This window comes from Streptacidiphilus sp. MAP12-33, assembly GCF_041261265.1.
Taxonomy (GTDB): domain Bacteria; phylum Actinomycetota; class Actinomycetes; order Streptomycetales; family Streptomycetaceae; genus Streptacidiphilus.
Map to the genome: position 1 here is coordinate 37,444 of NZ_JBGCCA010000040.1, position 26,242 is coordinate 63,685.

33 protein-coding genes are annotated in these 26,242 nt (G+C 73.1%); 14 read left to right on the forward strand and 19 right to left on the reverse strand.

All coding sequences use genetic code 11. The annotated features are described in order from the left end of the window. Positions 1-15 precede the first annotated feature (15 nt). Both ABH931_RS32440 and ABH931_RS32445 read left to right on the forward strand, forming a co-directional pair. Positions 16-1,470, forward strand: coding sequence for a protein kinase (locus ABH931_RS32440; protein ID WP_370121358.1), 1,455 nt, complete (start codon positions 16-18; stop codon positions 1,468-1,470). A 9-nt stretch (positions 1,471-1,479) separates the two neighbouring features. Beyond that, positions 1,480-1,827 (forward strand): VOC family protein, encoded by a 348-nt coding sequence (locus tag ABH931_RS32445; RefSeq protein WP_370121361.1) that lies wholly within the window; start codon positions 1,480-1,482, stop codon positions 1,825-1,827. A 6-nt stretch (positions 1,828-1,833) separates the two neighbouring features. Here ABH931_RS32445 and ABH931_RS32450 read toward each other — a convergent pair whose 3' ends face one another. After that, positions 1,834-2,724, reverse strand: a complete 891-nt coding sequence (locus ABH931_RS32450) for a hypothetical protein (RefSeq protein WP_370121364.1) — start codon at positions 2,722-2,724, stop codon at positions 1,834-1,836. 246 nt (positions 2,725-2,970) lie between these two features. Between ABH931_RS32450 and ABH931_RS32455 the strand changes: the two genes are divergently transcribed. Continuing rightward, positions 2,971-3,279, forward strand: coding sequence for a hypothetical protein (locus ABH931_RS32455; RefSeq protein WP_370121367.1), 309 nt, complete (start codon positions 2,971-2,973; stop codon positions 3,277-3,279). 9 nt (positions 3,280-3,288) lie between these two features. Then, on the forward strand, positions 3,289-3,897 hold the full coding sequence (locus tag ABH931_RS32460) for a cysteine hydrolase (RefSeq protein WP_370121370.1): 609 nt from the start codon (positions 3,289-3,291) through the stop codon (positions 3,895-3,897). A 20-nt stretch (positions 3,898-3,917) separates the two neighbouring features. Here ABH931_RS32460 and ABH931_RS32465 read toward each other — a convergent pair whose 3' ends face one another. Continuing rightward, positions 3,918-4,121 carry a DUF6126 family protein gene (locus tag ABH931_RS32465; protein WP_370121373.1) on the reverse strand — a complete coding sequence of 68 codons (204 nt, stop codon included), beginning with the start codon at positions 4,119-4,121 and terminating at the stop codon, positions 3,918-3,920. Further along, on the reverse strand, positions 4,114-4,722 hold the full coding sequence (locus ABH931_RS32470; protein ID WP_370121376.1) for a helix-turn-helix domain-containing protein: 609 nt from the start codon (positions 4,720-4,722) through the stop codon (positions 4,114-4,116). The genes ABH931_RS32465 and ABH931_RS32470 overlap by 8 nt, the downstream gene beginning before the upstream one ends. Before the next feature lie 147 nt (positions 4,723-4,869). On the opposite strand from ABH931_RS32470, the gene ABH931_RS32475 reads away from it, so the two are divergent. Next, positions 4,870-7,233: a SpoIIE family protein phosphatase gene (locus ABH931_RS32475; protein WP_370121379.1), complete on the forward strand. Its 2,364-nt coding sequence runs from the start codon at positions 4,870-4,872 to the stop codon at positions 7,231-7,233. Positions 7,234-7,265: 32 nt separating this feature from the next. Here the strand turns inward: ABH931_RS32475 and ABH931_RS32480 are convergent, their stop codons facing one another. Further along, complete coding sequence (locus ABH931_RS32480; RefSeq protein ID WP_370121382.1) at positions 7,266-7,676, reverse strand: DUF3224 domain-containing protein; 411 nt, start codon at positions 7,674-7,676, stop codon at positions 7,266-7,268. 101 nt (positions 7,677-7,777) lie between these two features. Between ABH931_RS32480 and ABH931_RS32485 the strand changes: the two genes are divergently transcribed. Then, positions 7,778-8,524, forward strand: a complete 747-nt coding sequence (locus ABH931_RS32485; RefSeq protein WP_370121385.1) for a Mut7-C RNAse domain-containing protein — start codon at positions 7,778-7,780, stop codon at positions 8,522-8,524. 51 nt (positions 8,525-8,575) lie between these two features. Continuing rightward, complete coding sequence (locus ABH931_RS32490) at positions 8,576-8,899, forward strand: nuclear transport factor 2 family protein (protein ID WP_370121387.1); 324 nt, start codon at positions 8,576-8,578, stop codon at positions 8,897-8,899. Here ABH931_RS32490 and ABH931_RS32495 read toward each other — a convergent pair whose 3' ends face one another. Together ABH931_RS32495 and ABH931_RS32500 are read right to left on the reverse strand one after the other, a co-directional pair. Then, on the reverse strand, positions 8,900-9,361 hold the full coding sequence (locus tag ABH931_RS32495; RefSeq protein WP_370121390.1) for a universal stress protein: 462 nt from the start codon (positions 9,359-9,361) through the stop codon (positions 8,900-8,902). It abuts the gene before it with no gap. A 288-nt stretch (positions 9,362-9,649) separates the two neighbouring features. After that, complete coding sequence (locus tag ABH931_RS32500) at positions 9,650-9,964, reverse strand: hypothetical protein (protein WP_370121393.1); 315 nt, start codon at positions 9,962-9,964, stop codon at positions 9,650-9,652. Positions 9,965-10,085: 121 nt separating this feature from the next. Here ABH931_RS32500 and ABH931_RS32505 point away from each other — a divergent pair, with 121 nt between their 5' ends. Then, positions 10,086-11,255 carry an NAD(P)-binding domain-containing protein gene (locus ABH931_RS32505; protein WP_370121395.1) on the forward strand — a complete coding sequence of 390 codons (1,170 nt, stop codon included), beginning with the start codon at positions 10,086-10,088 and terminating at the stop codon, positions 11,253-11,255. Here ABH931_RS32505 and ABH931_RS32510 read toward each other — a convergent pair. The 4 genes from ABH931_RS32510 to ABH931_RS32525 all read right to left on the reverse strand — a co-directional run bounded on the left by ABH931_RS32510 (position 11,147) and on the right by ABH931_RS32525 (position 14,743). Next, positions 11,147-11,815, reverse strand: a complete 669-nt coding sequence (locus ABH931_RS32510; protein ID WP_370121398.1) for a threonine/serine exporter family protein — start codon at positions 11,813-11,815, stop codon at positions 11,147-11,149. The two genes, ABH931_RS32505 and ABH931_RS32510, sit on opposite strands and share 109 nt — an antisense overlap. 248 nt (positions 11,816-12,063) lie before the next feature. Continuing rightward, on the reverse strand, positions 12,064-13,065 hold the full coding sequence (locus ABH931_RS32515; protein WP_370121528.1) for a DMT family transporter: 1,002 nt from the start codon (positions 13,063-13,065) through the stop codon (positions 12,064-12,066). Between the two features lie 121 nt (positions 13,066-13,186). Next, a complete protein-coding gene (gene lgt / locus ABH931_RS32520; RefSeq protein ID WP_370121401.1) occupies positions 13,187-14,191 on the reverse strand; it encodes a prolipoprotein diacylglyceryl transferase in 1,005 nt (334 codons plus the stop codon). Positions 14,192-14,329: 138 nt separating this feature from the next. Further along, positions 14,330-14,743 carry an organic hydroperoxide resistance protein gene (locus ABH931_RS32525; protein ID WP_370121404.1) on the reverse strand — a complete coding sequence of 138 codons (414 nt, stop codon included), beginning with the start codon at positions 14,741-14,743 and terminating at the stop codon, positions 14,330-14,332. A gap of 103 nt (positions 14,744-14,846) precedes the next feature. Between ABH931_RS32525 and ABH931_RS32530 the strand changes: the two genes are divergently transcribed. Continuing rightward, complete coding sequence (locus ABH931_RS32530) at positions 14,847-15,308, forward strand: MarR family winged helix-turn-helix transcriptional regulator (protein WP_370121407.1); 462 nt, start codon at positions 14,847-14,849, stop codon at positions 15,306-15,308. A 61-nt stretch (positions 15,309-15,369) separates the two neighbouring features. After that, positions 15,370-15,597: a DUF5302 domain-containing protein gene (locus tag ABH931_RS32535; RefSeq protein WP_370121410.1), complete on the forward strand. Its 228-nt coding sequence runs from the start codon at positions 15,370-15,372 to the stop codon at positions 15,595-15,597. 241 nt (positions 15,598-15,838) lie between these two features. Here the strand turns inward: ABH931_RS32535 and paaE are convergent, their stop codons facing one another. The 6 genes from paaE to ABH931_RS32565 all read right to left on the reverse strand — a co-directional run bounded on the left by paaE (position 15,839) and on the right by ABH931_RS32565 (position 21,015). After that, positions 15,839-16,906, reverse strand: coding sequence for a 1,2-phenylacetyl-CoA epoxidase subunit PaaE (gene paaE, locus ABH931_RS32540; protein WP_370121412.1), 1,068 nt, complete (start codon positions 16,904-16,906; stop codon positions 15,839-15,841). Next, positions 16,906-17,433: a 1,2-phenylacetyl-CoA epoxidase subunit PaaD gene (gene paaD / locus ABH931_RS32545; protein WP_370121531.1), complete on the reverse strand. Its 528-nt coding sequence runs from the start codon at positions 17,431-17,433 to the stop codon at positions 16,906-16,908. The genes paaE and paaD overlap by 1 nt, the downstream gene beginning before the upstream one ends. Next, entirely contained in the window at positions 17,430-18,278 is an 849-nt protein-coding gene (paaC, locus tag ABH931_RS32550; protein ID WP_370121415.1) for a 1,2-phenylacetyl-CoA epoxidase subunit PaaC, read from the reverse strand. The genes paaD and paaC overlap by 4 nt, the downstream gene beginning before the upstream one ends. 17 nt (positions 18,279-18,295) lie before the next feature. Continuing rightward, entirely contained in the window at positions 18,296-18,580 is a 285-nt protein-coding gene (gene paaB, locus ABH931_RS32555) for a 1,2-phenylacetyl-CoA epoxidase subunit PaaB (protein ID WP_042455915.1), read from the reverse strand. Next, positions 18,577-19,557, reverse strand: coding sequence for a 1,2-phenylacetyl-CoA epoxidase subunit PaaA (gene paaA / locus ABH931_RS32560; protein ID WP_370121418.1), 981 nt, complete (start codon positions 19,555-19,557; stop codon positions 18,577-18,579). Before paaA ends, paaB begins: the two co-directional genes overlap by 4 nt. Positions 19,558-19,668: 111 nt before the next feature. Then, entirely contained in the window at positions 19,669-21,015 is a 1,347-nt protein-coding gene (locus tag ABH931_RS32565) for an aminotransferase class I/II-fold pyridoxal phosphate-dependent enzyme (protein ID WP_370121421.1), read from the reverse strand. A 59-nt stretch (positions 21,016-21,074) separates the two neighbouring features. Here ABH931_RS32565 and ABH931_RS32570 point away from each other — a divergent pair, with 59 nt between their 5' ends. Further along, entirely contained in the window at positions 21,075-21,689 is a 615-nt protein-coding gene (locus ABH931_RS32570; protein ID WP_370121424.1) for an FMN-binding negative transcriptional regulator, read from the forward strand. 35 nt (positions 21,690-21,724) lie between these two features. On the opposite strand, the gene ABH931_RS32575 is transcribed toward ABH931_RS32570, so the two are convergent. After that, entirely contained in the window at positions 21,725-22,012 is a 288-nt protein-coding gene (locus ABH931_RS32575; protein WP_370121427.1) for a hypothetical protein, read from the reverse strand. 191 nt (positions 22,013-22,203) lie between these two features. Here ABH931_RS32575 and ABH931_RS32580 point away from each other — a divergent pair, with 191 nt between their 5' ends. Beyond that, positions 22,204-23,619, forward strand: coding sequence for a sugar porter family MFS transporter (locus tag ABH931_RS32580; protein WP_370121533.1), 1,416 nt, complete (start codon positions 22,204-22,206; stop codon positions 23,617-23,619). 28 nt (positions 23,620-23,647) lie between these two features. Here the strand turns inward: ABH931_RS32580 and ABH931_RS32585 are convergent, their stop codons facing one another. Continuing rightward, positions 23,648-23,878: a hypothetical protein gene (locus ABH931_RS32585; protein WP_370121430.1), complete on the reverse strand. Its 231-nt coding sequence runs from the start codon at positions 23,876-23,878 to the stop codon at positions 23,648-23,650. 88 nt (positions 23,879-23,966) lie between these two features. Between ABH931_RS32585 and ABH931_RS32590 the strand changes: the two genes are divergently transcribed. Next, a complete protein-coding gene (locus ABH931_RS32590; RefSeq protein WP_370121433.1) occupies positions 23,967-24,281 on the forward strand; it encodes a hypothetical protein in 315 nt (104 codons plus the stop codon). 121 nt (positions 24,282-24,402) lie between these two features. Next, the gene (locus ABH931_RS32595; protein ID WP_370121436.1) at positions 24,403-25,446 is read left to right on the forward strand and encodes an alpha/beta fold hydrolase; all 1,044 of its coding nucleotides are present in this window, start codon (positions 24,403-24,405) and stop codon (positions 25,444-25,446) included. A 30-nt stretch (positions 25,447-25,476) separates the two neighbouring features. Here ABH931_RS32595 and ABH931_RS32600 read toward each other — a convergent pair whose 3' ends face one another. Further along, entirely contained in the window at positions 25,477-26,178 is a 702-nt protein-coding gene (locus ABH931_RS32600; protein WP_370121439.1) for a TetR/AcrR family transcriptional regulator, read from the reverse strand. Positions 26,179-26,242: the final 64 nt, after the last annotated feature.

The window sequence follows — 26,242 nt, forward strand, 5'->3', positions numbered from 1 at the left end:
GGCCAGCATCACGTCGTGGACACCCTCCAGCCCCCCGCCCTCGGCGACCGCTACCTGCTGTGCGAACTGCTCGGCAGCGGCGGCATGGCCGAGGTCTACCGCGCCCGCGACCTGCGCCTGGACCGCGCGGTCGCGGTCAAGGTGCTGCGCCCCGAGCTCGCCGCCGACCCGGTCCAGCGCGTGCGATTCGGCCGCGAGGCGCGGGCCGCCGCCTCCCTCAACCACCCCGGCATCGTCGCGGTCTTCGACTCCGGCGAGGGCGCCGGACCCCAGCTGGACCTGCCCTACCTGGTGATGGAGTACCTGCCCGGCCGCACGCTGGCCCAGCTGGTGACCGAGACCGGCCCGCTCCCGCCGCGTCAGGCGCTGCGCGTCGTCGCCGAGATCCTCGACGCCCTCGACCACGCGCACCGGCACGGCATGGTCCACCGGGACGTGAAGCCCGCGAACGTGATGGTCGTCGAGGACGCCGCCGAGACGGTCAAGCTGATGGACTTCGGCATCGCCCGCAGCCTCGGGCGCGGCGCCGCCGCCGCGGAGCAGGCGCTGACGGCGGCGGGCATGGTCATCGGGACCGCCGACTACCTCTCCCCCGAGCAGGCCCGTGGCGAGGCGGCCGACGCCCGCAGCGACCTGTACGCGGTGGGCTGCCTGCTGCACGAACTGCTGACCGGCGTGCTCCCGCTGACGGCGGACACGCCACTGAACACCGTGATGCGCCGTCTGCGGGAGGATCCCGACCCGCCGTCCCTGCTGGCGCCCTCCCTGCCTGCCTCGGTGGACGCCCTGGTGCTGCGCACCCTCTCCCGCGACCCCGCGGACCGCTACCCGGACGCCGCGACGATGGCGGTGGCGGTCCGGTCGGTCGCCGCCGAGCTGGCCGCCGGCTCCTCGCCGACAGTCCCGCTGGGGCAGGCCGTAACGCCCCGCCAGGGGCGCGAGGAACTGCGCGAGCAACCCACCACAGCGGATGGCCCTTCCTTCTCGGGATCTGACCGTTCTGGGTGGCTTGTCGCGCCCCGCGGCGAAGCCGCAGATCGGCAGAGCCCCGCGCCCGCGGACATTGCGACTCCGGACAGTGCGGCTAGGGGCGGGAGCGGAGCCACCTCGCGGCGACGGGAGCCGCCCCGTCGGCGGCGGCGGGCCGTGGTGGTGGGCGCAGCGGTGGCCGTCGTCGTGGCCGGGGGTGGCTGGCTCGCGTTCGGCACGGGGGCGGCCGCGTCCGCCGGGGCGTCGCACGCGCTGCCGGACCTGACCGGTCAGGGCCTCGCCCACGCCCGGCACGAGCTGGCGACGCTCGGCCTGCGTCTCGGGCACCTCTCGGTGGGGTCCTGTACCGGGACGAAGGAGGCGCCGCGGACGGTCTGCACCCAGTCGCCCGCCGCCGGGACGTCGCTCCAGCGCGGTGCCACCGTCCAGTTGTCCGTCTCCCGCGCCGCCGGGATTGCCACCGGGACCGGAGCGCCGTAGCGTCGAAACGTGATCAATGGTGCGCATGTGGTCGTCTACACCAGCGACGCGGAGGCCGACCGGGCCTTCTTCCGCGACGTGCTCGGCCTGCCCCACGTGGACGCGGGCCGCGGCTGGCTGATCTTCCAGGCCCCACCGGCGGAGATCGCCTTCCACCCCGCCTCCTCGGTCCACTCGCACGAGCTGATGCTCATGTGCGACGACCTGATGGGGACGATGGCCGAGCTGCAGGCCAAGGGCGTGGAGTTCACCCGCCCGGTGGAGCAGCTCGCCTGGGGACTGCTGACCGGCCTGCGCCTGCCGGGCGGGGGCGACCTGGCTCTCTACGAGCCGAGCCACCCCCGCGCGACCGGATAGGAGCCGTCAGCCGAGGCGGACGACCTTGTGCATGCCGAGGATGGCGTGCGGGATGCCGGACTGGTCGTCCGGGATGAAGCAGAGCAACGCGTAGTGGCCCTTCTTCGGGTGGAACCTGAGCAGCTGGAAGCGGCCGGGCGACTGGGCCGACGCTCCCCGGGACACCGCCTCCGCGAAGGGGTTCTTGCCCTTGCCGGTGGTCAGGAAGACCGTGAGGTCGTGGTCGGTCGTCCCGGGGTTGACCCGCTGGAACATCAGCTCGTGGATCTCGGGGGCCTTGTTGTGCACCAGGTAGGTGGCACCGTCCCTGAGCCGGTCCGGCGCGACGAAGCGCGGGCCGGCCTTGGTGTCCACCTGGTCGATCACGGCGTCGAAGTGGGGCGTCCGGTCGTGGAACGGGCCCTTGACGTCGAGGCGGTGGAAGACCGGCGGCGGCGCGTTCGGGACGAAGAACTGGCCGAAGTCGAAGAACCAGTAGGTGCCCTGGCAGAGCGGGATGGTGTCCTCGACATCGGTGCTGGGCTCGACGGCGGCCCCGCCCACCAGCGTCGCGTCGCGCTGGACGTGCCGGATGCCGGCGGCGGCCTTCTTCGGGTCGGGGTTGAGCGCCTCACGGATGTCGGCGACGAGCTTCGCCCGGGTCACACCCTTGTGGAGCTGCACGCCCTGAAGGTCGTGCCCGGTGGCGTCCTTCGTGCTGACGTCGAAGGTCACGAAGCCGGCCCGGACCTCCTTGGGGAGGGTGAAGCCCGCGTTGGTCATGGCGACCTTCACCGACCGGTCGTGCGGCCGGTCCGGGGTCGCCGCCTGGGCGGCGGGGCCGGCGACGAGCGCCGGTCCGACGAGTGCCACGGCGGCCGTGGTGATCGCGGCAGCGAGCCTGACGGTTCTCCGCATGCAGCGTCCTCTTTTCGGTGTCCGCGGGACCCTCCGCAGCTCGGTGCGCGCGGCAGCCCCGCGACCATGCTCGGACCGGGGGTGCCGTGCGAGGTGAGCCCGGCCGCCGTGTCCCGGCCGAATCGCCCGAACGGCGGGCGCCACCCGTGAACGGGAGTTCGCCCCTGCTACTTACGCGCGATTACCCAACCCCTTCTGAGTATCCGCGCCCTGTTCACCCGTCAGCCCAGCCAACAAGATCAAGACATGTGGGCTTTTGTGGGCGTCGTCGTGATCGGTGCCGCCATGACCGGTTGGGTGCTGCGCCGCCGTGCGCAGGTGTCGGCGGACGCGCTCCGCGCGCTCCAGGCGCGCGTGGACGCCGCCGAGGCGTGCGTCGTCACACTGGACGCGGAGACCCGCCGCCTGGCGCGCGAGCACGACCGTCTCGCCGTCCTGGTGCGCCGCCGCGTGGACGCCCACCTCCCTCAGCAGCGGGGCCCTCAGCGGAGCCCCGAGCAGCGGCCGGCGGATCACCCGCAAGCGGTCTCGTCACCGCCCGCCGCGCGTGCTTGAGTGGAGGCCATGACGACTCTCGAACCGGCCACCACCGCACTGCTCCTGATCGAGTTCCAGAACGAGTTCGTCTCCGAGGGCGGGGTGCTGCACGAGGCCGTGCGCCCGGTCATGGAGGCCACGGGCATGCTCGACAACACCCGTGCCCTGGTCGACTCCGCCCGCGCCGCTGGGGTGACGATCGTCCACGCCCCGATCTCCTTCGCGCCGGGCTACCACGAGATCACCCGGCACCCCTACGGCATCCTCAAGGGCGTCGTCGACGGCAACGCCTTCGTCAAGGGCACCTGGGGTGCGGAGATCGCCGACGCGCTCGCCCCGCGGCCGGGCGACATCGTGGTGGAGGGCAAGCGCGGCCTGGACACCTTCGCCAGCACCAACCTCGACTTCATCCTGCGCAGCAAGGGCATCACCACACTGGTGATCGCGGGGTTCCTCACCAACTGCTGCGTCGAGTCGACGATGCGGACCGGCTACGAGAACGGCTACCGGGTCGTCACCCTGACGGACTGCATGGCGGCGGTCTCCAAGGAGGAGCACGAGAACGCCATCACCTACGACTTCCCGATGTTCTCCACCCCGCAGACCTCCGCGGAGCTCGCCGCCCGGCTGCCCTGAGCGGGCCGGCCGCCAGGGCCTCAGCCCCGGTGCGAGCCGGTGTAGAAGAGCAGCATGACGAAGGCGCCGAAGAGGTGCAGTCCGATCACGTAGATGAAGACCCGGACGTTCACGCGGCGCGCCGTGGTCTCCGCGCCGTCCTCGACGCCGGGGACGTCGGCGGCGTGCATGGTTCCGCGGAAGGGGATGTGGTCCGCGATGTGGTCGACGAGGTGGTCAGCCAAGGCACAACTCCGAGGTCGGGCTCTGCAGCAGCGTGTGCAGGAAGAGCAGGTCGGTTCCTGACGGCGTGTCCGCCACCAGGCGGTGCGGGCGCATGGAGTCGAAGTGGGCGGAGTCGCCCGGCTCCAGCAGGTGTCGTTCGCGGTCGAGGGTGAGCAGCAGGCGGCCGCTCAGGACGTAGAGCCACTCCTCACCCGGGTGGACCCGGACGACCGCGTCCTGGGTACCGGGCGGCACGTGCACGCGCAGGGCCTGCATCGCGCGGCCGGGCGCGCCCGCCGGGCGGTAGGTCCAGCCGCCCGCCACGCTGGGCTCCGCGCTGCCGCCGCGCGTCACTGCGGCGGCCGTGGAGGGTGCCTCCCCGAGCAGAACGTCGAGGGGGACGGCGTAAGCTCGGGAGAGACCCAGCAGCACCGGCAGGGAGGGCTGCCGCTTGGCGGTCTCCAGCCGGGAGAGGTGGGCCGGGGAGAGACCGACACGCGCGGCGGCGGTCTCCAGCGTCAGCCCGCTGCGCAGGCGGCGCTCGCGCAGGCGGGCTCCGAGTCCGGGGAGGTCCTCGGACCGCAGATCGATCTCCGGGTCGCCCGGAGCTCTGTCGTCCATGGCTCCAGTGGACACCCTTCCGGCCCCGGAGACAACCTTCTTGCCTCTGAGGCAAAATTCCCTCGAAGATCGCTGTGGTCGCCGCGACCCGAGGGGCTACCGAGTCGTAAGGTAAGCGCATAAATCCGTAGTCGAAGGGGCCTGCCGATGGCGAGCGCATCAGACCCGGTCGCGCACCCGGTCGCGCGCCCCACCGCCGCCACCGCCAACGCCGAGCTGACCGCCGCGGTCGTCGCCTCCGTCGGCATCGGGGTGTGGCGGTGGAACCGCACCGAGGGAGTGGTCGAGGCCGACGCGCGCACCCGCGAACTGCTCGGGCTGCCGCCCGAAGGGCCGATGCCGACCGCCGCGACCATCCGGGCCCGCCTGCACGGCGAGGACTTCGTCCGCCTCAGCGAAATGGCCCAGCTGATCGCGAGCGAGCAGCGCCCGGACGACGTGCGGGTACGCCTGGTCTCCCCCGAGGGGCGCCTGCTGCGCGAACTGCACCTGCAGATATCCCCCGGCCCCGCGGGCACCCCGTTCACCCTCCAGGGGACCGTCCTGGACGGGCACTCCCGCTACTGCGGCACCGACGCCAGCGCCGCGCCCGGCTTCTCCCCTCTCCTCGGCGGCGGCCGGGTCGTCCCACCGGCACTCCCCACCGCGGCCACCGACGCCCGCGCGCCCCACACCGACACCGCCGACCGGCCGCAACCGGGCCGGCCCTCCGTCATCTCCACGCCGCAGCAGGGCCCCACCGCGCTCGCCGACGAGCGGGAGCGCGAACATCGCCAGATCAGCGAGCTCAACACACTCCCCTCGGCCGCGCCGTTGCTCCCCGCCGCCGACCTGCGCCGCTCGCGCGAGGCCTTCCTGCTGGACGCGGGACGCGCACTGGCCGAGGCCGGCACGACCAGCGAGGTGCTGCGGGTCGCCGCGACCCTGGCCATGCCGGGCTTCTCCCCCGACGGACAGGCCGTCTTCGGCGTCAGCGGCACCCTGCTCACCGTGGTCGGCCAGCACGGCCACACCTCGGCGCAGGCCACACCGTTCGAGATGCCGCTGGACACCGAGTACCCGGCGGCACAGGTCGTCCGCACCGGACGGCCGATCTACCTCTCCTCCCCCGCCGAGTACCAGCGGCGCTTCCCCGCGACCTGGCCGCTGGCGGCCGGATTCCACCGGACGTCCTGGGCCTTCCTCCCGCTGGTGACGGCGGGCCGCACGACGGGCGCCTGGCTGGCGGCATTCGAGACGCCGGTGGCGTTCACCCCCGACGAGCGGGCCGTGCTCTCGACCGTGGCCCGGATGCTCTCCCAGGCGCTGGAGCGTGCCCACACCAACGAGGCCGAGCGCGCCCTCTCCCGAGGTCTGCGGCGCAGCATGGGCGACTCCGCGCGTGAGATCGACGGGCTGACCGTGACCGCCCGCTACGTCCCCACCGGCGGCGGGCTGCTGGTCGGCGGCGACTGGTACGACGTCATCGACCTGCCGGGCGGCCGGATCGCGTTCGTGGTCGGTGATGTGCAGGGCCACGACGTGCACGCCGCCGGGGTGATGTCCCGGCTGCGGACCGCCGTCCACGCCTACGCCGTCGAGGGCCACCGGCCCGACGCCGTCCTCTCCCGCGCCTCCCGCTTCCTCGCCAGTGTCGACGAGGACCGGTTCGCCACCTGCCTCTACATCGAGGCCGACCCGGCCCGCGGCCGTCTGGAGATCGCCCGCGCGGGCCACCCGCACCCGGTGCTGCGGATGCCGGACGGGACGACGGTGATCCGCCACGTCGACGGCGGCCTGCCGCTGGGCCTGGCCCCCGAGGGCGAGGACTACCCCGTCACCGAGGTGGAACTGCAGGTCGGCGAGGTACTCATGGTGTGCACCGACGGTCTGATCGAGACCGGCGGGCACGACATGTTCAGCGGCTGGGTACGCGTCCGCGACGTCATGGCGCCGGGCCCCGCGGGGGACCTGGAGGGCATGGCGGACGCCCTGATCCGCGCCGTGCACGGCCCGAGCTCCCATCACGGGGCGGGCCGCCTCGCGGACCGCCGCGAGGACGACATCGCCCTGCTGCTGCTCCGCCGCGACCCGATCGACGGCGCGCCCAAGCCCGTCGGGCGCCGGCTCGTGCTGACCGTCGGTCAGGGGCAGCCCGCCCGCGTCGGCGCCGCGCGCCGCGAGCTGCGCGCGATCCTTCAGGACTGGAACAGCCCCGACGCGGCCGACGCCGCCGTGCTGCTCGTCTCCGAGCTGCTGACCAACGTGCTGCTGCACACCGACCAGGAGGGCGCGCTGGTCGCCGAGCTGTCCGGCCCGCCCGGCGAACGCCGGCTGCGCATCGAGGTCTCGGACGGCAGCGACGAGCTGCCGCACCGCCGGTCCCCCGGCGAGATGGCCTCCTCCGGACGCGGCCTGGTCCTGCTGGACCTGCTCGCCGACAGCTGGGGCGTGCGCCCCAGCGGCGAGGGCAAGCTCGTCTGGTTCGAGATGCACGAGAAGGCGGACGGGCAGGATCAGCCCGGCCTTTAGAGCGGAGGGGCAGGATCAGCCCCGCCCGTGGATCAGCCCAGCGTGTAGTCCAGCCAGAACCGGTGGGTGCCGTCGGCGTCCACGGAGAGCCCACCGATGCCGGTTATGCCCTCCAGCTCCCCGGTACCGCTGCCGGGCACGAGCACGAAGAACTCGTCGCGCCGGTCCGCGCCCGTCGTCGACGCCGAGTGCGCGAAGTTGAACGTGCCGGAGCGGCCGTCCACCGTGCCCTCGAAGGACTCCATGGCCAGGTACGTGCCGATGCCGCGCGCCACGTCGTAGGCGGCGGTGAAGAGGGTCTCGGAGTGGCCCTCGACGGCGCCCGCGTAGTGCTTCTCCATGGTGGAGACACCGGTGGCCAGGGCCGTGGTGACCTTGCCCGTGAGCTCACCGGCGGAAACGGGCGTCATGCTGACGACGGAGAAGGTGCTGTCTGCTCGCATGGGGACCACGCTAGCCACCGCCACCGACAAGCGGGCCCGTCCTCGGGGATCCGGGCAAAAGGCGCTGGCGTCGATCACGGCGGCGGTGCCATGCTGGCCGCGTGGACGGACCGGAGATCATCATCAGTTTCGCCCCCGAGCTGCACGTCTTCGTCTCGGCACCGCGCCGGGCCGCGGAGGGCGCCCGCGTGCGCACCGACGGCTCGTCCACGCTGGGCCACGTCGTCGAGTCCCTCGGTGTGCCGCTCACCGAGGTCGGCGCGCTGACGCTCGACGGCCTGCCGTGCGCGGTCGGCCACGTGCCCGCCGCGGGCGAGCGGGTCCACGTCTCCCCCGTCGTCCGGCCGCAGCCCCTGCCCGGCCCGGCCCGGTTCCTGCTCGACGTCCATCTCGGCACCCTCGCCCGGCGCCTGCGGCTGCTCGGCGTGGACGCCGCCTACGAGCGCCTCGACATCGGCGACGCCGCGCTGGCCGCGCAGTCGGCGCGGGAGCAGCGCGTGATGCTCTCACGCGACCGGGGGTTGCTGCACCGCCGCGAGCTGTGGGCGGGCGCGTACGTCTACAGTCACCGCCCCGAGGAGCAGCTCACCGACGTCCTGGAGCGGTTCGCTCCCCCGCTGGCGCCGTGGACCCGCTGCACCGCCTGCAACGGCGAGCTGCGCCCGGCCACGCTGGAGGAGGTCCGCCCGCAACTGCGCGCCGGCACCGAGCGCTCCTACGACACCTTCGCCCTGTGCACCGCCTGCGGCCAGGCCTACTGGCGCGGCGCGCACCGGGACGACCTCGACGGCATCGTGGCGGAGGCGCTGCGCCTCGTCGGCGGGGGCGACGCACCGGCAGTGCCCTGAACGGCCGCACGCACACTGCGGCCTCCGCACGGCGGGTGTTCGCTGGAGGGCATGACCATCGCCACCGCGAAACTCTCCGACCCCGTGGTCCGCAGCCTTGTCGAGGCGATCAACGGCCACGACCGCGACGCCTTCGTGGGCCTGCTCACCGCCGACGCGACGATGACCGACGACGGCTCGGAGCGGAACCTGCAGGAGTGGATCGACCGCGAGATCTTCGACGCGGGCGGCCGCATGGACGTCCAGAAGGAGTCCGACGGCGGGCACACCCTGCTGGCCAGGTTCCGCAACGACACCTGGGGCGAGATGAGCACCGTCTGGCACTTCGACGTCCACGACGGCCACGTGCGCCGTTTCGAGACCGGTCAGGCCTGATCAGCGGTCCTGGCCGGCCCGGACGATCAGCACCGAGCAGGGCGCGTACTGCGCCAGGTGCTGGCTCACCGAACCCAGCATGATCCCCTTGAACCCGCCGTAGCCGCGGTTGCCGACGACGAGCAGTTGCGCGTCCTGTGCGGCGTCCAGCAGCACCTGGGTGGGGCTCCCCTGCACCACCCGTCGCCGGATCCGCGGCTGCGGCCCGGGCGCGACCTCGGCGACCGCGGCGGCGAGGCGGTGCTCGGCCTGCTCCTCGAAGGTCCTGCCCTCCTGGCCGGGCGGGGGCTCGGGCACCGAGAAGATGCTCGGCCACTCCCACGCCAGGACGGCGTGCACCAGGCTGTCGGTGAGCTCCGCCTGACGGACGGCTGCGCGCAGCGCCTCGGCGGCGTGCGGCGAGCCGTCGACTCCGACGACGATGACGTCGGGAATCCGCTCCTGCTCCGCGGTCGAAGACATGCTTTTCCTCCCTGTTTGTCGCAGTTGCCCACGCTCTCACCCGTGGGCGCGTCCGCCGAACCGCCACGCCCAGTCGCACTCACCTCAGGGGCGCGGGGCTCTGCTGATCAGCGGCTCCGCCGCGGGGCGCGAGACACCACTGATGAGCGGACGGCCCTGCGCGTTCGGGGCTCTACCGACGTGGAAGGGGGCGCCTCGGAATACCTCCCGGCCGAAGGCTGGGGGATTGTCCCGCCCCGCGGCGGAGCCGCGGATCGGCAGAGCCTGGCGCCCCCCCCCGGGGGCGCCTCAGCGGCGCCAGCTCTCGCCGTACTGGCGCCACTGCTCGCCCGTGTCGCGGCCACGGCGTTCCGCGTCGCGGCCGATGTCGCGGCCGCGCTCCGCGGCGTCGCGCGGGGGCGTCGGGGTGCCCTTCTCCGGCGTGGGCGCAGCGGGCGTGGGGGTGCTGGGGGTGGGCGTGTTCGCCGCCGGAGGGGTCGTGGCGGGGGCCGTCGACGCGGGGGGCGCGTCCGCGGCGTCCTGCTCGGAGCCGCAGGCGGCCAGCGCGGCGAGCGCGGCCGCCACGAGACCGGCGACGAGCAGCTTTCGGGGGATGGTTCGCATGATCCCCATCCTGGGTGGCCGGGCCCGCGGTCCCGCCCGCCGAACGACCCCTCTCCGACGGTCCAAGGTCCCGGCGGCCCGGCCCCGGGAAGCCCCGGCCCACCGCAGGTGTTTCACGTGCGTGACTGTTGAGAGCGCAACCACCCTGCAGGCGGTCGTCGTCGGCGCGGGCCAGGCGGGCCTGGCCGCCGCCTACCATCTGCGTCGGCGCGGCCTGCGGCCTTTCGACGACTTCGTGGTGCTGGACGGCGACTCCGCGCCGGGAGGCGCCTGGCAGCACCGGCCGCCGACACTCACGATGGCGATGGTCCACGGCTTCCACGAGCTGCCGGACGCGCCCCTGCCGCCGCTCGCTCCCGAGCGCCCCGCGCGGGACGTGCTGCCGGACTACTTCGCCGCCTACGAGCGGGACAACGAGCTCCCCGTCCTGAGGCCCGTCACCGTCACCTCCGTCCGCCCGGTGTCCGCCGACCCGCGAGCGCGCCTGCTGGTCGCGACCGACCGGGGCACCTACGCGACCCGCGCGCTGGTGAACGCGACCGGCACCTGGACCCGCCCGTTCGTGCCCCGCTACCCCGGCGCCGAGCGGTTCCGGGGCCGGATGCTGCACAGCTCCGCCTATCAGGGGCCGGCCGAGTTCCGGGGCCGGACGGTGCTGGTCGTCGGAGGCGGCGCCTCGGCGATCCAGATCCTCGCGGAGACCGCAGCCGTGGCCCGGACACTCTGGGTGACGCGACGGCCGCCCGTCTTCCGCGAGGAGCGCTTCGTCCCCGAGGAGCTCGGGCGCGCCGCCGTAGCGATGGTGGAGCAGCGGGTGCGGGCGGGTCTGCCGCCGGCCAGTGTGGTCTCGGTGACGGGACTCCCGCCCTCCCCCGCGTTGCTGCGCGCCCGTGAGCTGGACGCGCTGCACCGGCTGCCGATGTTCGCGCGGATCACCGAGACGGGCGTGGTCTGGGCCGACGGGCAGGAGGAGCGGGTCGACGCGATCGTCTGGGCCACCGGCTTCCGCGCGGCCGTCGGGCACCTCGCGCCGCTCGGACTGCGCGAGACGGGCGGAGGCATCCGGATGGACGGCACGCAGGCGGCTCGCGACCCGCGGATCCATCTGGTCGGCTACGGCCCCTCCGCCAGCACGATCGGCGCGAACCGTGCGGGACGCGCCGCCGCCGTCGCGGTGGACCGCTACCTGCACCCCGACGCGCGGCGGCCCTCAACCCTCCTCGGCCCGCGCCTCGCCGCCGGCACGGTGGCGTGCAGGATCACGCCGAGGCCGACGGTCAGCAGCGCGTAGCCGGAGAAGACGGCGGCCGGGCTGAACCGTTCCGGCATGTCCCGCAGCGTGCGCAGCGCCCGCGTCGCCTCCTCGAAGGGGACGCGCTCGGCGCGCATCCGGGCGGTCAGGCCGAGCAGCGCCTCGACCTGGTCCAGCCGCAGGTCCGGTCCGTCGACGGGGGCGAAGTCCAGCTCTCCGCCGACGCCCTGCGGCCCCGCGCCGACGCGGACGAACAGCCCCGTCGGGACGACGAAGCTGCGCGCCTGCATGCCGTAGCGCGCGGCGATGTCGCGGAGCTCGCCCGCGACGTCGGCGGTGCGACCGCCCGCGCGGAGCAGTTCGACGCCGACGGAGCAGAGGAGCGCGGCGATGTCGCCGAGTCCACTCCTGACCCGCCTCGTCGGCGGCCAGGACGGTGTCGGCGACCGGCGGCCGCACGTAGCGGCGGCGTAGCGCTTGAGCCCGCGCCAGGTGACGGACGGCTCGACCCTGCGGCCGCCCCCGGCCCCGGACGCGCCCGGCGGGCCCACCGGACCCCCGGCCGATCCCGATCGCGACGTCCTGCCCCTGTTCCCCACGCACGGGACGCTAGGCGGCCCCCAGGCGAGACCGGTGACGCGACGCGACGCTTGTCACCCGTTCGGCGGCGGCACCGCCCGCGCCGGCTCCCACGGTCATGGTGCCGTGCGTCGCGCGTGCTCTCTCGCCTCAGTCCCAGAAGCCATCGCCGTCCCGGCCGCCCGTCTCGGCGGGCGGGCGCGTCCGCTCCCCGGCCCAGGCCCTCACTCGCGCAGTCCCGCCCCAGCCGGCGGCTGCCCTCGCCCGCCTAGCCCGCTCCGACGTTGCCGTTCTCACGAGCGCCGTCGGACTCGCCCGGCCCGCCCTCGTCCGGGCCGTTGGGCGCGGCGGTGCGCGGCGTCGCCGCACCGTCCGTCGGCGCCTGCCCGTCCAGGCGGGCCGGTGTCTCGCCCTCCAGCGGCTTCTTCATCTGGAGCCTGGAGAGCCCGACCGCGCCGAGCGCCACCAGCAGGACGCCGATCACCTCCGGCACCAGCCACCAGCCGACCCGCACCGTCTCGTTGTAGAGGGTGACGCCCAGCGACAGGCTGACCAGCGCGTCGCCGAGGGTCAGTGCGGGCTGCGAGGCCACCAGTGGCCCGGCCTGCATCGCGTTCTCCAGCAGGAACAGCGCGCAGACCCCCACGGCGGCGAAGCCGTACGTCTGCCAGGCGGTGAAGAACGCGGCGACGCCCTGGTGGTCCAGGGTGTCCGTGGCCGACTTCATCAGTGCGGCGGTGAGCGCGTAGCCGATGGCCGCCGCGAGGCCGAGGCAGACGGCGCGGGCGCCGCCCACCGGGCGGCGCAGCGCGGCGAGGCAGAGGACGACCATGGCGCCGCCGCAGCTGGCCAGGGCCAGCACCCACAGGCCGACGGCGGGTTGCAGCGATCCCCCGCTCGGCGCGGCCGCGCCGAGCGCGAGGCCCAGGCCGACCACCAGGCAGGCCACCCAGAGCCAGGCGAGCGAGGGCAGACGGCGGCGGAAGACCATCCCGCCGATCATCAGCGCGGCCGGCAGCTCCAGCACGAAGATCGGCTGGACGACGGCGAGGGGACCGGTGGCCAGGGCCAGGCCCTGGAACGCGGCGGCGAAGACGACGCCGAGTATCCCGAACAGCCACACGGGCGTGCGCAGCAGGTCCCACATCAGGCCCAGCCGGAACCCCTGGGAACGCGGCACGGTCAGGGCCGCCCGCCGTTGCAGCACGGTGCCCAGGGCGTTGCTGATCGCGGCGCAGACCGCGAACACCACCGACAGCACCGCTGTCACAGACACGTCGCTCCCACGGCTTCGCTCCCCAACTCACCGGCCGGACACCGGCGGAGCCGGTTGATCGGCTCTGTGGGCATGCTACCCAGCTGAGCGCCGGAACCGATGGGTCCGCTGTGGGTCAGGCGTGCTGTCGGGGCCCCGCCCCGGCCGACCCGTTCGCCTCGGACGGCCCGCCGTTCTCGTCCCGTGCCTCGTCGCCCGCCTCGTCGCCTGCCGCGTCCCGGTCCTCGACCAGGTCCAGGTCCTGGTCCGACGTGCCGGTCTCCGCCGCCGCACCCGTCGGCTCGTCCGCGGGCGGGTTGATCCGCGAGGCGCCGATCGGGTTCTCCGGGATCGGCTTGTTGCGGGTCGCGAAGAGGAAGACCAGGCCGGCCACGAAGAGGAGGATCGCGGTCCAGTCGTTGAGCCGCATACCGAGGAAGCGGTTGGCGTGGTCGCTGCGCAGCGCCTCGGTCCAGAAGCGGCCGAGGGTGTAGCCGGAGACGTAGAGCGCGAAGAGGCGACCGTTGTGCAGCTTCCAGCGGCGGTCCGCGTAGAGCAGCACGAAGACGATGGCCAGGTCCCACAGCGACTCGTACAGGAAGGTCGGCTGGAAGACTCCGTGGACGGAGGTGCCGTCCGCGTTGATCTTGTCGATCTTCAGGCCCCACGGCAGGTTGGTGGGGTTGCCGTAGAGTTCCTGGTTGAACCAGTTGCCCCAGCGGCCGATCGCCTGGGCCAGGATCAGGCCGGGCGCCAGCGCGTCGGCGAAGCCGCTGAGGGGGATGCCCTTGCGGCGGCAGCCGATCCAGGCGCCGACGGCGCCGAGCGCGACCGCGCCCCAGATGCCGAGGCCGCCGTCCCAGATGTACAGGGCGCGGATGGGCTGCTCACCGGCCTTGAAGTACAGCTCCGGGTCGGTGATCACGTGGTAGAGCCGGCCACCCACGATCCCGAAGGGCACGGCCCACAGCGAGACGTCGAAGACGTCCTCCGGGTTGCCGCCGAGCTTGATCCAGCGCTTGCGGGTCAGCCAGATCGCGGCGGCGATGCCCGCGAGGATGCACAGCGCGTACGCGCGGATCGGCACAGGGCCCAGGTGCCAGACACCCTGTGAAGGGCTGGGGATGTACGCGATGTTCATCGGGGCCGTTTCCCTCGAGACGGGCGGAACGCCCGCGCCCGAACGCGCGGGGGCCCGCAAGACTGCGGGCCCCACCCTACATGCGCACCGACCGCTGATCAGCGCTGCACGACCTACCTGTTGCGCCGCCTGTCGCGACTACTCGACGACGAGCTGCACCTCGATGTTGCCGCGGGTCGCGTTGGAGTAGGGGCAGACCTCGTGCGCCCGCTCGACCAGGCCGTGCCCGGTCTCGTTCTGGAGGGAGTCCGGCAGCTCGACGCGCAGGATCACGGCGAGCCCGTACGTGCCGTCGCCGACGGCGCCGATGGTCACCTCGGCGGTGACCGACGCCTCGCTGGTGTCGACCTTGGCCAGTCGCCCGACGGCGCCGAGGGCGCTGGCGAAGCAGGCGGCGTAGCCGGCCGCGAAGAGCTGCTCGGGGTTGGTGCCGGCGCCGTTGCCGCCGAGCGCCGGCGGCATGGCCAGGGCCAGGTCGAGGATGCCGTCGGAGCTGACGGCGCGGCCCTCGCGGCCGTTGGCGGTGGCGACGGCGGTGTACAGGGCGTTCATGGGTGAGGTCCCTCGTCTCGTTCCGTGGATGTCGGCCTTCAAGCTCAGGCAATATAAGAGCACACAATTCAATTGCGCACAACTCAATAGTAGACTTGCCTGCATGACCGTCGACGCCGAGAACCTGCTCCGCCTGGAGCACCAGGTCTGCTTCGCCTTGAACAACGCGACCCGCGCCTTCGGCGCGATCTACCGCGACGCGCTCAGGGACCTGAACCTCACCTATCCCCAGTACCTCGCGATGATGGCCCTCTGGGAGCACGGTGAGCTGACGGTCAAGCGCCTCGGGGAGCTGCTCCGGCTGGACTCCGGCACGCTCTCGCCGCTGCTGAAGCGGCTGGAGGCGGCGGGCCTGGTGGTGCGCGAGCGCAGCCCGCTCGACGAGCGCTCCGTCCTGGTCAGCCCGACTTCCGCGGGCACGGCCCTGCGCGAGCGGGCCGCCCTGGTCCCGGCGGAGGTCGCCGCACGGGCCGGCCTCGACGCCGACGAGCTGCGCCAACTGCGCGGCCTCCTGGGCCGCCTGACGGACCGGCTGGACGCGGCGGACGCCCCGGGGAAATGCTGATCGCGAGGTCAGCCGCGGCATGACAGACTGTCGGGTGCAGCTCTTCTCTCTGGAGGCACCCATGTCGGACCCCGCCGCGACCCCCGAAAACACCACCGGTCAGGGCCCGGTCGACGCCGAGCACACCGGCCCCGAGGACGACGTCAAGCGGAAGTTCCGCGAGGCGCTGGCCCGCAAGCGCGGCCCCCAGGCCGACGCGGGCGGCGCCCGTGGCGGCGACCCGTCCAAGATCCACGGCACCCACGCCAAGTCGGGCGGCCAGAAGAACTTCCGCCGCAAGAGCGGCTGACGCCGCAGACCCGCGGTTGCACGGTTGTGGTGCGCGGGGCTCTGCTTGATCAACTGCGGGCACGAGCAACCACCGGCATGCGGACGGCCCTGCCCAGCGAGGACCGTCCGCATGTGGGTGGCTTGTCGCGCCCACGCAGGGGGCACCTCGAGGCGCCTCCCGGCCGAAGGCTCTGGGAGGAGCCGCACAGCGGCAGAGCCCCGCGCCCCCAGGTGGTGCGACTGCCTGCGGGAGCGAAGGGTCAGCTGTCGAAGTCGAGGACGACCTTCTCGCTCACCGGTTCCGCCTGGCAGGTGAGGACGTAGCCGGCCTCGATCTCGGACTCCTCCAGCGCGAAGTTCCGGCGCATCCGCACCTCGCCCTCGCACAGCAGCGCGCGGCAGGTACCGCAGACGCCACCCTTGCAGGCGAAGGGCAGGTCCGGGCGGGAGCGCTGGGCCGCGTCGAGGACCGTGGTGCCGGTCAGCGGCATGGCGAGGGTGGTGACGCGGCCGTCGAGCGTCAGCTCGACCTGGGCGCTGGGGCCGTCGACGCCCGCATCCTCGTGCGCGACCGGCGCGGGCGGCTCCTCGTCCTCGGCGTAGAAGAGCTCGCGGTGCACCCGCACGGCCGGAACCCCGAAGGCGTCAAGCACCGCTCGGGCGTCCTCCGTCATGCCCAGCGGGCCGCAGAGCCACCAGTGGTCCACGCCCGCCACGTCCACCAGGCCGGTCAGCACCGCGCGCAGATGCTCCGCGTCGAGCCGGCAGCTCAGCAGCTCGCTCTCGCGCGGCTCGCGGGAGAGGACGTGCACGAGGTGGAACCGCTCCGGGTAGCGGTCCTTGAGGTCCGCCAGCTCGTCGACGAACATGACCGAGTCGCTGCGGCGGTTGCCGTAGAGCAGGGTGACGCGCGCCTTGGGGTCGGCCAGGGCCGTCGCCGCGATGGACAGCAGCGGCGTGATGCCCGAACCGGCGCCGATCAGGGCGTGGTGAGCCGGGGCGGAGAGGTCGGGGACGAAGGAGCCGAGCGGCGGGAGCGTCTCCACGACGTCACCGGGCTTCAGGTCGCGGACCAGCCAGGAGGAGAAGAGGCCGCCGGGCACCTCACGGACGCCGATGCGCAGCGGACCGCCCTCGGGCGCGCACAGCGAGTACGAGCGCCGCTCGTCGCGGCCGTCGATCACCCGGCGCAGCGTGAGGGACTGGCCCGCGCGGAAGGCATAGCGCTCCGCGAGCTCGTCCGGCACGTCGAAGCTGATGGCCACGGCGTCGTCGCACAGCGGCTCCACGGCGGCGACCGTCAGCGGATGGAAGCTGGTGCGCAGCACTAGATCTCCTTGACCTGCTCGAAGGGTTCGCGGCAGGCGCGACAGCGGCGCAGCGCCTTGCAGGCGGTGGCGCCGAAACGGCTGGTCTCCTCGGTGTCCGCGGAGCCGCAGTGCGGGCACGGGACGACGGCGGCCCGCGTCGGGGCGAGCGTCAGCGGGACGGGCCCGGCCGTCCGCCTCGGCGCCGCGCCGGGCGGCGCGATACCGGCCTCGGCGAGCTTGCGGCGCCCCTCGGCGGTGATGTCGTCGGTGCTCCACGGGGGGCTGAGCTGCGTCTCGACGCGGGCGCCGGGGAAGCCTGCCGCCCGCAGCGCGGCGACGAGGTCGGCGCGCATCTCGGCGAGCGCCGGGCAGCCGGTGTAGGTGGGCGTGAGCACGGCGGTCACGCCGCCGTCGGCGTCGACCCGGACCTCGCGCAGCACGCCGAGGTCCACGAGGGTCAGCATGGGCAGCTCGGGGTCGAGCACGGCCGAGGCCGCGGCGGTCGCCGCCGCCTGCGACCAGGCGTCCACCAGGGCCGTGTTCACCACGTCGCCTCCGGATCCGCCCGGGCGACGCTCTGCAACTCGGCCAGCAGCTCCGCGAGGTGCTCGGTGTGCTGTCCGTCGCGGCCGTGACCGGTCGCGAGCGGCGCCTCGGCGGGCGCCGACAGCCGCGCGGCGTCCAGCACCTGCGCGAGGACGTCCTCGACCTCGTCCCGCACCTCGGGCACGGCCACGTACAACTCCGCCCGGTGCGGCCACAGTTCGACGAGCGCGTCCCGCATCCTGCGGGCGGACTCCTCCGTCCCGTCGCCGAGGCGGACCGCCCACTGGGCGGCGTGGTCGCGGTGGTAGGTCAGTTCGCTGACGCCCTTGCGGGCGACGGCGGCCAGCACCGGGTCGGGGTGTTCGGCGAGCCGGGTCAGCTGGGCGAGGCGCCAGCTGGAGAGCAGCAGCAGCTTGACCATGCTGTGCGCGAAGTCGCCGTTCGGCAGCTCCGCGAGCACGACGTTGCGGAACTGCGCCGGGTCGCGGAAGTACGCGAGCGCGTCCTCGTCGCGGCCGGCGCCCTCCGCCTGGCCGGCGCGGGCGTAGAGCAGACGGGCCTGGCCGAGCAGGTCGAGGCCGATGTTGGCGAGTGCGACCTCCTCCTCCAACTCCGGCGCCAGCGTGATCCACTGGGCCAGCCGCTGGGCCGCGACCAGCGCGTCGTCGGCCAGCGCCAGGCAGAGCGCGGTCAGCGCCCCGGCGTCCACACCGGCCGGCAGGGTCGTGTCGACGCCGTGCAGCGGGTCCTCGAAGCCGGTGCCGAACGCCCAGCGCGCGTCGTCGGCGTGCCCCTCGGCGAGCGAGAGGTAGACGTGGTCGTCGTCGCTGCTCGTGGAACTCATGGAAGTACCGGCTCCTACTAGATGTGCGGGACGTCGTCGGGGATGGCGTAGAACGTCGGGTGGCGGTAGACCTTGTCGCCACTCGGGGAGAAGAACGGATCCTTCTCGTCCGGCGTCGACGCGGTGATCGCGTCGGAGCGGACCACCCAGATGCTGACGCCCTCGTTGCGACGGGTGTACAGGTCACGGGCGTTGGTCAGCGCCATCCGCTCGTCCGCGGCGTGCAGCGAACCCACGTGCACGTGGTTGAGGCCGCGCTTGCCGCGCACGAACACCTCGTAGAGGGGCCAACTGCTGCTCATGCCGCCGTTCCTTCCTTGGTCTGCTCCCGCAGCGCCTGCTGCTTGGCCGCGTGCGCCGCGGCGGCCTCGCGGACCCAGGCGCCGTCCTGGTGCGCCTTGGTGCGGCGCGCCGTCCGCTCCGCGTTGCACGGACCGTCGCCCTTGATGACGCGCATCAGCTCGCTGAAGTCCGGGGTGCCGAAGTCGTGCCGACCACGCTCCTCGTTCCAGCGCAGCTCCGGGTCGGGCAGGGTGACGCCCAGGCGCTCGGCCTGCGGCACCGTCATGTCGACGAAGCGCTGCCGCAGTTCGTCGTTGCTGTGACGCTTGATCTTCCAGGCCATGGACTGCGCGCTGTTGGGCGAGTCGTCGTCCGGCGGACCGAACATCATCAGCGAGGGCCACCACCAGCGGTCCACCGCGTCCTGCACCTGGGCCTGCTGGGCCTCGGTGCCGCGCATCATGGTCAGCAGCAGCTCGTAGCCCTGGCGCTGGTGGAAGGACTCCTCCTTGCAGATCCGCACCATGGCGCGGGCGTAGGGCCCGTAGCTGGAGCGGCAGAGCGGCACCTGGTTGCAGATGGCCGCGCCGTCGACGAACCACCCGATGACGCCGACGTCGGCGAAGCTGAGGGTGGGGTAGTTGAAGATCGAGGAGTACTTCTGCCGCCCGGAGAGAAGCCGCTCGGTGAGCTCGTCCCGGTCGATGCCGAGTGTCTCGGCGGCGGAGTAGAGGTAGAGCCCGTGGCCGGCCTCGTCCTGCACCTTGGCGAAGAGGATCGCCTTGCGGCGCAGGGACGGGGCCTTGGTGATCCACTCCCCCTCCGGCTGCATGCCGATGATCTCGCTGTGCGCGTGCTGGGCGATCTGGCGCACCAGCGTGGCGCGGTAGCCGTCCGGCATCCAGTCGCGCGGCTCGATGCGCTGGTCGTGCGCGATGGTCGCGTCGAAGTGCGCGGAGAGGCGCGGAGCGCCTTCGGCACTGTCGGTACCGCTCATGGCAGCAACACCCTCCGGGTCCGTGGTGCTTTCACACTACCGAACGGTCGGTCGGGCAACAAGGGCCTGCTGTCGCTCCCACCTGTGGTTGCACCACCCAGGGGCGCGGGGCTAAACGCCGCGGGCGGCACCCGCGCGGCGGCGGAGGACGGTGGCGATGTCGGCGGCGAGGGGCTCGCAGTCCGGGAGGTCCAGGGTGGAGACGGTCAGGCGCAGGCCCGGGCTGGTATGGAGGCGGTAGCGCCCGCCCGGAGAGACGGCCCAGCCGCGCTGGAGGAGGCCGGCCACCGCCGAGGTCTCGTCGGCGACCGGGATCCACACGTACAAGCCGCTGCGGCCGTGCGCGGGGACTCCGTGACGGGCCAGGGCGGTGATGAGGGCGTCGCGGCGGGCACGGTACGACGCCGCCGTCGGGGCGGGCTCGTAGGCCTCCCACAGCGTCGCCACCGTGCGCTGCAGCAGGTGGCTGACCCAGCCCGCACCGAGGCGCTGCCGGCCGCGGACCCGGTCGACCGTGTCGCGGTCCCCCGCCACGACGGCGACCCGCAGATCGGGGCCGAGCGACTTCGCGACCGAGCGGACCACCGCCCAGCGGCGGACCGTCGCCGCGCCGTCCGGAGCCACGGACAACGTGCGGTAGGGCTGGTCGACGATGCCGTGACCGTGGTCGTCCTCGACGAGCAGCACCTCGGGATGCCCGGCCAGCAGCGCGCGCAGCTCCTCGGCGCGCTCCGCACCGAGGCACGCGCCGGTGGGGTTCTGGGCGCGGACCGTCACCACCACCGCGCGGACACCTGCGGCCAGCGCCGCGCGCAGGCCCTCGACGGTCATGCCGTCGTCGTCGACCGGCACCGGCTGCGGCTTCAGGCCGAGGGCGGGCAGCAGGTCGAACAGACTCCCCCAACCCGGGTCCTCCACGGCGACGGCGTCGCCGGGACGCAGCCACGACTGGAAGATCCGCTCCTGCGCGTCGAGCGCGCCGGAGGCGACGCCGATCGCGTCGGCGGGCAGGCCGTCACCGGCGAAGGAGTGCCGGGCGACGGCCAGCAGGCCCGGATCGACCTCCGGCCCCCCGTACCGACCGGCGCCGGGCGCCGTGCCACGCCCCGCCGCCGCGAGCGCGGCGGCGGGGTCGGGCAGCAGGCGGACGTCGGGGTTGCCGTCGGCGAGGTCGCGGACACCGACGGGGATCTCCAGCGCGGCGTAGTCGCGCGGGGTGAGGGCGGGGCGCGGCAGCACGCGACTGCCCCGGCGGCCGGCCGTCTCGATCACACCGCGTTCGCGCAGCAGCCGGTAGGCGGCCGCGACGGTGTTCGGGTTGACGCCGAGCTCGACCGCGAGGTCGCGCAGCGGCGGCAGCGCGGCTCCGGGCGCGAGCGCGCCGGAGGCGACAAGGCCCTCGACCTCGGCGGCGATCTCAGTGGCACGACGGGCCGTGATCCGATAATCTCCTAGCACAAAGCAGATTATGCACTAGTTCAAACGCGACCGCCAGCACCGTCAACACGAGGACCTCCATGCTGATTCATCCGTGGGACCAGGCCGACGAGGACACCTGGCGTCCGTGGCTCGCCGCCCGGGACTTCGGCACGCTGGCCGTCAACGGCACCGACGGCGCGTCGCCGGTTCTCGTCCCCACACACTTCCTGTACGAGGGCGGCGACGAGGTCGTGCTCCACCTCGCCCGCCCGAACCCGTTCTGGAAGGCTCTCGCGGCGAACCCGCGGCTGACCCTCGCCGTCACCGACGACTACGCGTTCATCCCGGGCACCTGGCGCGCCACGCCCGACATGGACCCGGACCACGGGGTGCCCACCAGCTACTACAGCTCGGTGCAGCTGATCGGCGCCGGCACGGTCGTCGACGACCCGGCGGAGAAGGGCGCGCTGCTCGCCCGCCAGTTCGCGCGCTTCCAGCCGGAGTCGAAGGCGGAGCCCATCATCCCGGGCGAAGGACCGTTCGGCCGTATGCTCTCCTCGATCCGACTGCTGCGCCTGCGGATCGAAGAGGTCCGGGCGAAGGCGAAGTACGACTTCCAGAAGGACGACGAGCTCGCCGCCCGCGTCCGCACGGGCCTCACCGAGCGCGCCCTCCCCGGCGACGCCGCCGTCGCCACCCGCCTCGCACGCTGAGGCCACCTCAGGGGCACCTCCCGCCGAAGGCAGCGTCAGTCGACGTCCTCCTTCCGGTCGCACCGCCGCTTCCACCGCCGCACCCCCGTCAGGGCCGACGCCATGACGGCCGCGGCCGTCGGGATGTCGAAGAGGTTGCGCGGCAGCGCGGCGGCCTCGCCCTGGGCGAGGGCGGCAGCCACCGTTCCGAGGGCCATCGCGGCCACCAGCAGCAACCAGATGACCGGAAGCTCCTGCCACCAGGGGTACGCGTTGATCCACAGCTCGAGGGCGGCCCGGCGGGTGGGGCGCGCGGCCGCACCGGGGGTCGAGCGTCCGGACATCCTGCGACTCCTGTTTCCTGGCCTCACGCGGCGGGGCCGACGGGAGTGTAACCCTCCGTCACGGCACGCGTCCCCACGGGGCTGACCGGGTGTTTGTCGTACCGGATTCGGTCGTGCCTCGCCGGAACCGCCGCGCGCGCTGCCTACGCTGCCCGGACGGACCATCCGCGCCGCGCACCCCGGGAGCAGCCCTGTCCAACACGAGAGCCTCCTCGACAGCCTCCGCTGAGGGCAACCTCGGGCACGTCGTCTTCATCGCGGCCGCCGCCGCGATGGGCGGCTTCCTGTTCGGCTACGACAGCGCCGTCATCAACGGTGCGGTGACCGGCATCCAGCACCACTTCCAGGTCGGCAACGGCGAGACCTCGCTCGTGGTCTCCGCCGCCCTCCTCGGCTCGGCCGTCGGCGCCGTCGGCGCCGGCTGGCTGGCCGACCACTTCGGGCGCATCAAGGTGATGCAGCTGGCCGCGATCCTCTTCTTCGCCAGCGGCCTGGGCACCATGTTCCCGCCCAACATCGTGATGCTCGGCGTGTGGCGCGTGATCGGCGGCATCGCCATCGGCATCGCGTCCGTCGTCGCACCCGCCTACATCGCGGAGGTCGCCCCACCCGCGGTCCGCGGACGGCTGGCGTCGTTCCAGCAGGCCGCGATCGTCCTCGGCATCTTCATCTCCCAGCTCATCAACTACGCCCTGAACCAGGCCGCCGGCGGCAACCCGAACGACCACCTGGCCGGCATCCAGGCGTGGCAGTGGATGCTGGGCGCGGAGACCGTCCCGGCGCTGCTCTACGGCCTGCTCTCGCTCGCCATCCCGGAGTCGCCGCGCTACCTGATCTCCTCCGGCGACCTGACGCGGGCCAAGAAGGTCCTCGCCGACGTGGAGGCGCCCGGCACCGACGTCGACGCGCGGATCGGCGAGATCCAGCACGTCATGGCCACCGAGCACAAGCCGAAGATGCGGGACCTGCTGGGCGGCCGCTTCGGCCTTCAGACGATCGTCTGGATCGGCATCGGCGCCTCGGTGTTCCAGCAGTTCGTCGGCATCAACGTGATCTTCTACTACTCGTCGCTGCTGTGGCAGTCCGTCGGCATCAACGCGAGCAACTCGCTGCTGATCTCCGTCTCCACCTCGCTGGTCAACATCGTCGGCACGGTGATCGCCGTCGTCCTGGTCGACCGCATCGGGCGCAGACCGCTCGCGCTGGTCGGCTCGGCCGGCATGGCGGTCACCCTCGGCATGGCGGCCTGGGCCTTCTCCTACCGGGTCGGCAAGGGCACCAACGCGCACCTGGCCGACACCCAGGCGACGGTCGCGCTCGTCGCGGCCCACGTCTACGTGCTCTGCTTCGCGTTCTCCTGGGGCGTGGTGGTCTGGGTGCTGCTGGGCGAGATGTTCCCGAACAAGATCCGGGCACTCGCGCTGTCCGTGGCCGCCTCGGCTCAGTGGATCGCCAACTGGCTGATCACGGTGAGCTTTCCGACCATGTCGGACTGGAACCTGTCGGCCACGTACGTGATCTACGCCTGCTTCGCCGTGCTGTCGATCCCGTTCGTCTACTTCTGCATCCGCGAGACCAAGGGCAAGTCCCTGGAGGAGATGGGCTGACACCCCCGCCCGGCCGTGGTGGCCCGGCTCAGGTGACCGTCTCGCCGAAACGGAGTGAGACGGCCTTGAGCCGGGCCACCTCCATGTCGTGGCACTCGTGCTCACAACCGTGCAGCTTGCCGCCGATCACCCGAACCCCGACGGTACAGGTGTGCGACTCGCCCGGATCCACTCCCTTGCAGCCGGGCGCGAGGTACTTCTCGGGCGGCGTCCACAGGCCGCCGTACGGTTTCCCCGGGTCCGGAGTCGTCTGCGCCATGAACCAAGTGTGCGTCAAATCGCGTGTGCGGAAAGGGTGAACGCCGAAGATCACCAGTCCGGTCGCGGGAGGTCCTAGGGTTGCGGCCATGACAGACGACGCCCCCGCGCACCGCAGCGACCACATCGAGCACCACGACACTCCCGAGGACGAGGCGCCGCTGCGCCGGCGCGTGCACCTCACCAACCTGGTCGCGGGCTCCAACTGGCTGCTGCTCAACACGAACCGGGAGACCATGGCCGCGAACGGGCCCGCCCTGCGGGCGATGAGCGGCGTCATCGAGGCGCTGCACGAGATCGGCTGGCACCTCAACGAGCCCGACCCGGCCCGCCTGGCCACCGCGCAGCGCAGTCTGGACGCGGCGCAACGGGAGCTCCGCGCCGCCCTGGAGGCCGGGAGCTAGATCGAAATGCGATTCAACTACCCTACAGATTAACGTATTTGCTGGTTTGCCATGATCGCGCGGATCGGTTCAACTGGAGGCGAGGACGCCTTCTCGATCCACACCCCAGGAGCAGACGCCGATGGCATACCAGTGGCCGATGGCCGCCTACGAGCTGTTCGACGAGCGGTACCCGCAGATGGTCAATCTCGGCCTGCCGGCGGCGGACGTCACCGCCGTGCGCGGCGCGGTCAAGGACATGTGGGCAGACGAGCCCGGCGGCTGGGTCCACGAGTGGACCCGTCTCGCCTCCGGGTACGCCGGCGCGGGCCGTCACGACCTGGCCTACCTCGCCTACGGGTGGGCCAAGTTCCCGGTCCTCGCGGACGAGGCCAAGCGCACCGCCCTGTCGCGGCAGATCGAGCAGTACCAGCGCGCCGCCGCCGGTTTCCCGGTGCCCTTCGAGCGCCGCGTGCTCGACCTCCCCTACGGGGGATCGACCACGCCCGTCCCCGTCCACCTGCTCGGCCCCTCGGGCCGCCCGGTCCTGGTCGCCAGCGGTGGGCTGGACTCGTGGAAGATGGACCTGCACCCGCTCTTCGTGCAGCTCGTGCTGCACGGCGGGGTCCAGGTCATGGCGTTCGACCTCCCCGGCACCGGCGAGTCGCGGGTCCCGCTGACCGCTTCCGGCGGGTTCGAGATCGTCCAGGGGCTGATCCGGCACGCCCGTGCGCTCGGCAACGGCAGGGTCGGCCACTTCGGCTTCTCCATGGGCGGCTACTTCGCCGCGCGCTCCGGCCTTTCCGGCGCCGTCGACGCGGCCGTCGACCAAGGCGGCCCGGTGCGCGACTCGTTCACCGAGAGCAACCTCCAGCGGCTGATGTTCGGCATGGCCGACATCTTCGAGAACACCCTCGGCTTCGAGCGCCGCCCCGAGCTGGAGGAGGTCCTGGCCCTGATGGTCGACTTCCCGCTCGACGCGCTGCTGGCCCAGGACCTCAACTGCCCGATGCTGGCCGTCAACGGCGCCGACGACGTGCACGTGACGCAGACCGACACCCTGCTCTTCGAGGGCCGCCGGGCCACCGACGTCCGGCTCGTCCCGGGCACCGGGCACGTGGCGGCCTCCAAGCTCCACGAGGTCATCCCGATGATCGCCGCCTGGCTGACCGACCACCTGACCTGACCCCGGCCGGTCGCGCCCCCGCCGCGCGGGTCAGGCCCCGGCCAGCTCTGCCGCCGCGGCGGCCAGGAGGAGGTCGAGGGCGGCCGGATACGCGCTCGCGTTCATGCGCTGCGCGAGCAGGCCCGCGGTGGCCGCGATGTTGGGGTGGGTGTCGGCGGGCAGGCGCGCGTAGGTCGCGCGCCAGACGGCCTCGTCCGTCTCGCGGGCCTCCGCCGGGAGCGCGAGCGAGGCCGCGTCCAGCGCCGCGAAGGCCAGGCTCTGGTCGATGAAGACGTGGTAGATCCGGACCGCCGCCGGATCGGGGAAGCCCGCGCCGCGCAGCACGCCCAGGACGGCCTCGTCGGCGGCGATCTCGTGCGCCCTGCCGCTGACGCGGCTCGCCGCCAGGACCGCCGCCTGGGGGTGGGCGAGGTAGGACGCGTGGATGCGCAGGCCGAGGTCGCGCAGGTCGGCGCGCCAGGCGCCGCCGGGGAGCCAGCCGCGGATCGCGCGGTGCATCAGCTCGTCCCCGATGGCGCGGGTGAGTTCGTCGAGCCCGGCGAAGTACCGGTAGACCGTGCTCGCGTCCGCGCCGAGCGCGAGGCCGAGGCGGCGTGCGGTGAATCCCTGCGCGCCGTGCTCGCGCAGCATCCGCAGGGCGGTGTCCACGATGAGCTCGTGGGTCAGCACCGTCCCCTGCTTGGTGGGACGGCGTCTGCGCCGCTGCTCCTCGGGGACCGCCGTCTTCGCCATGCGGCCAGCGTAGCCGCCACGCCCGGCCTTATGCCAACGCGGTTGACGTTCGTGTGCGCGGAGG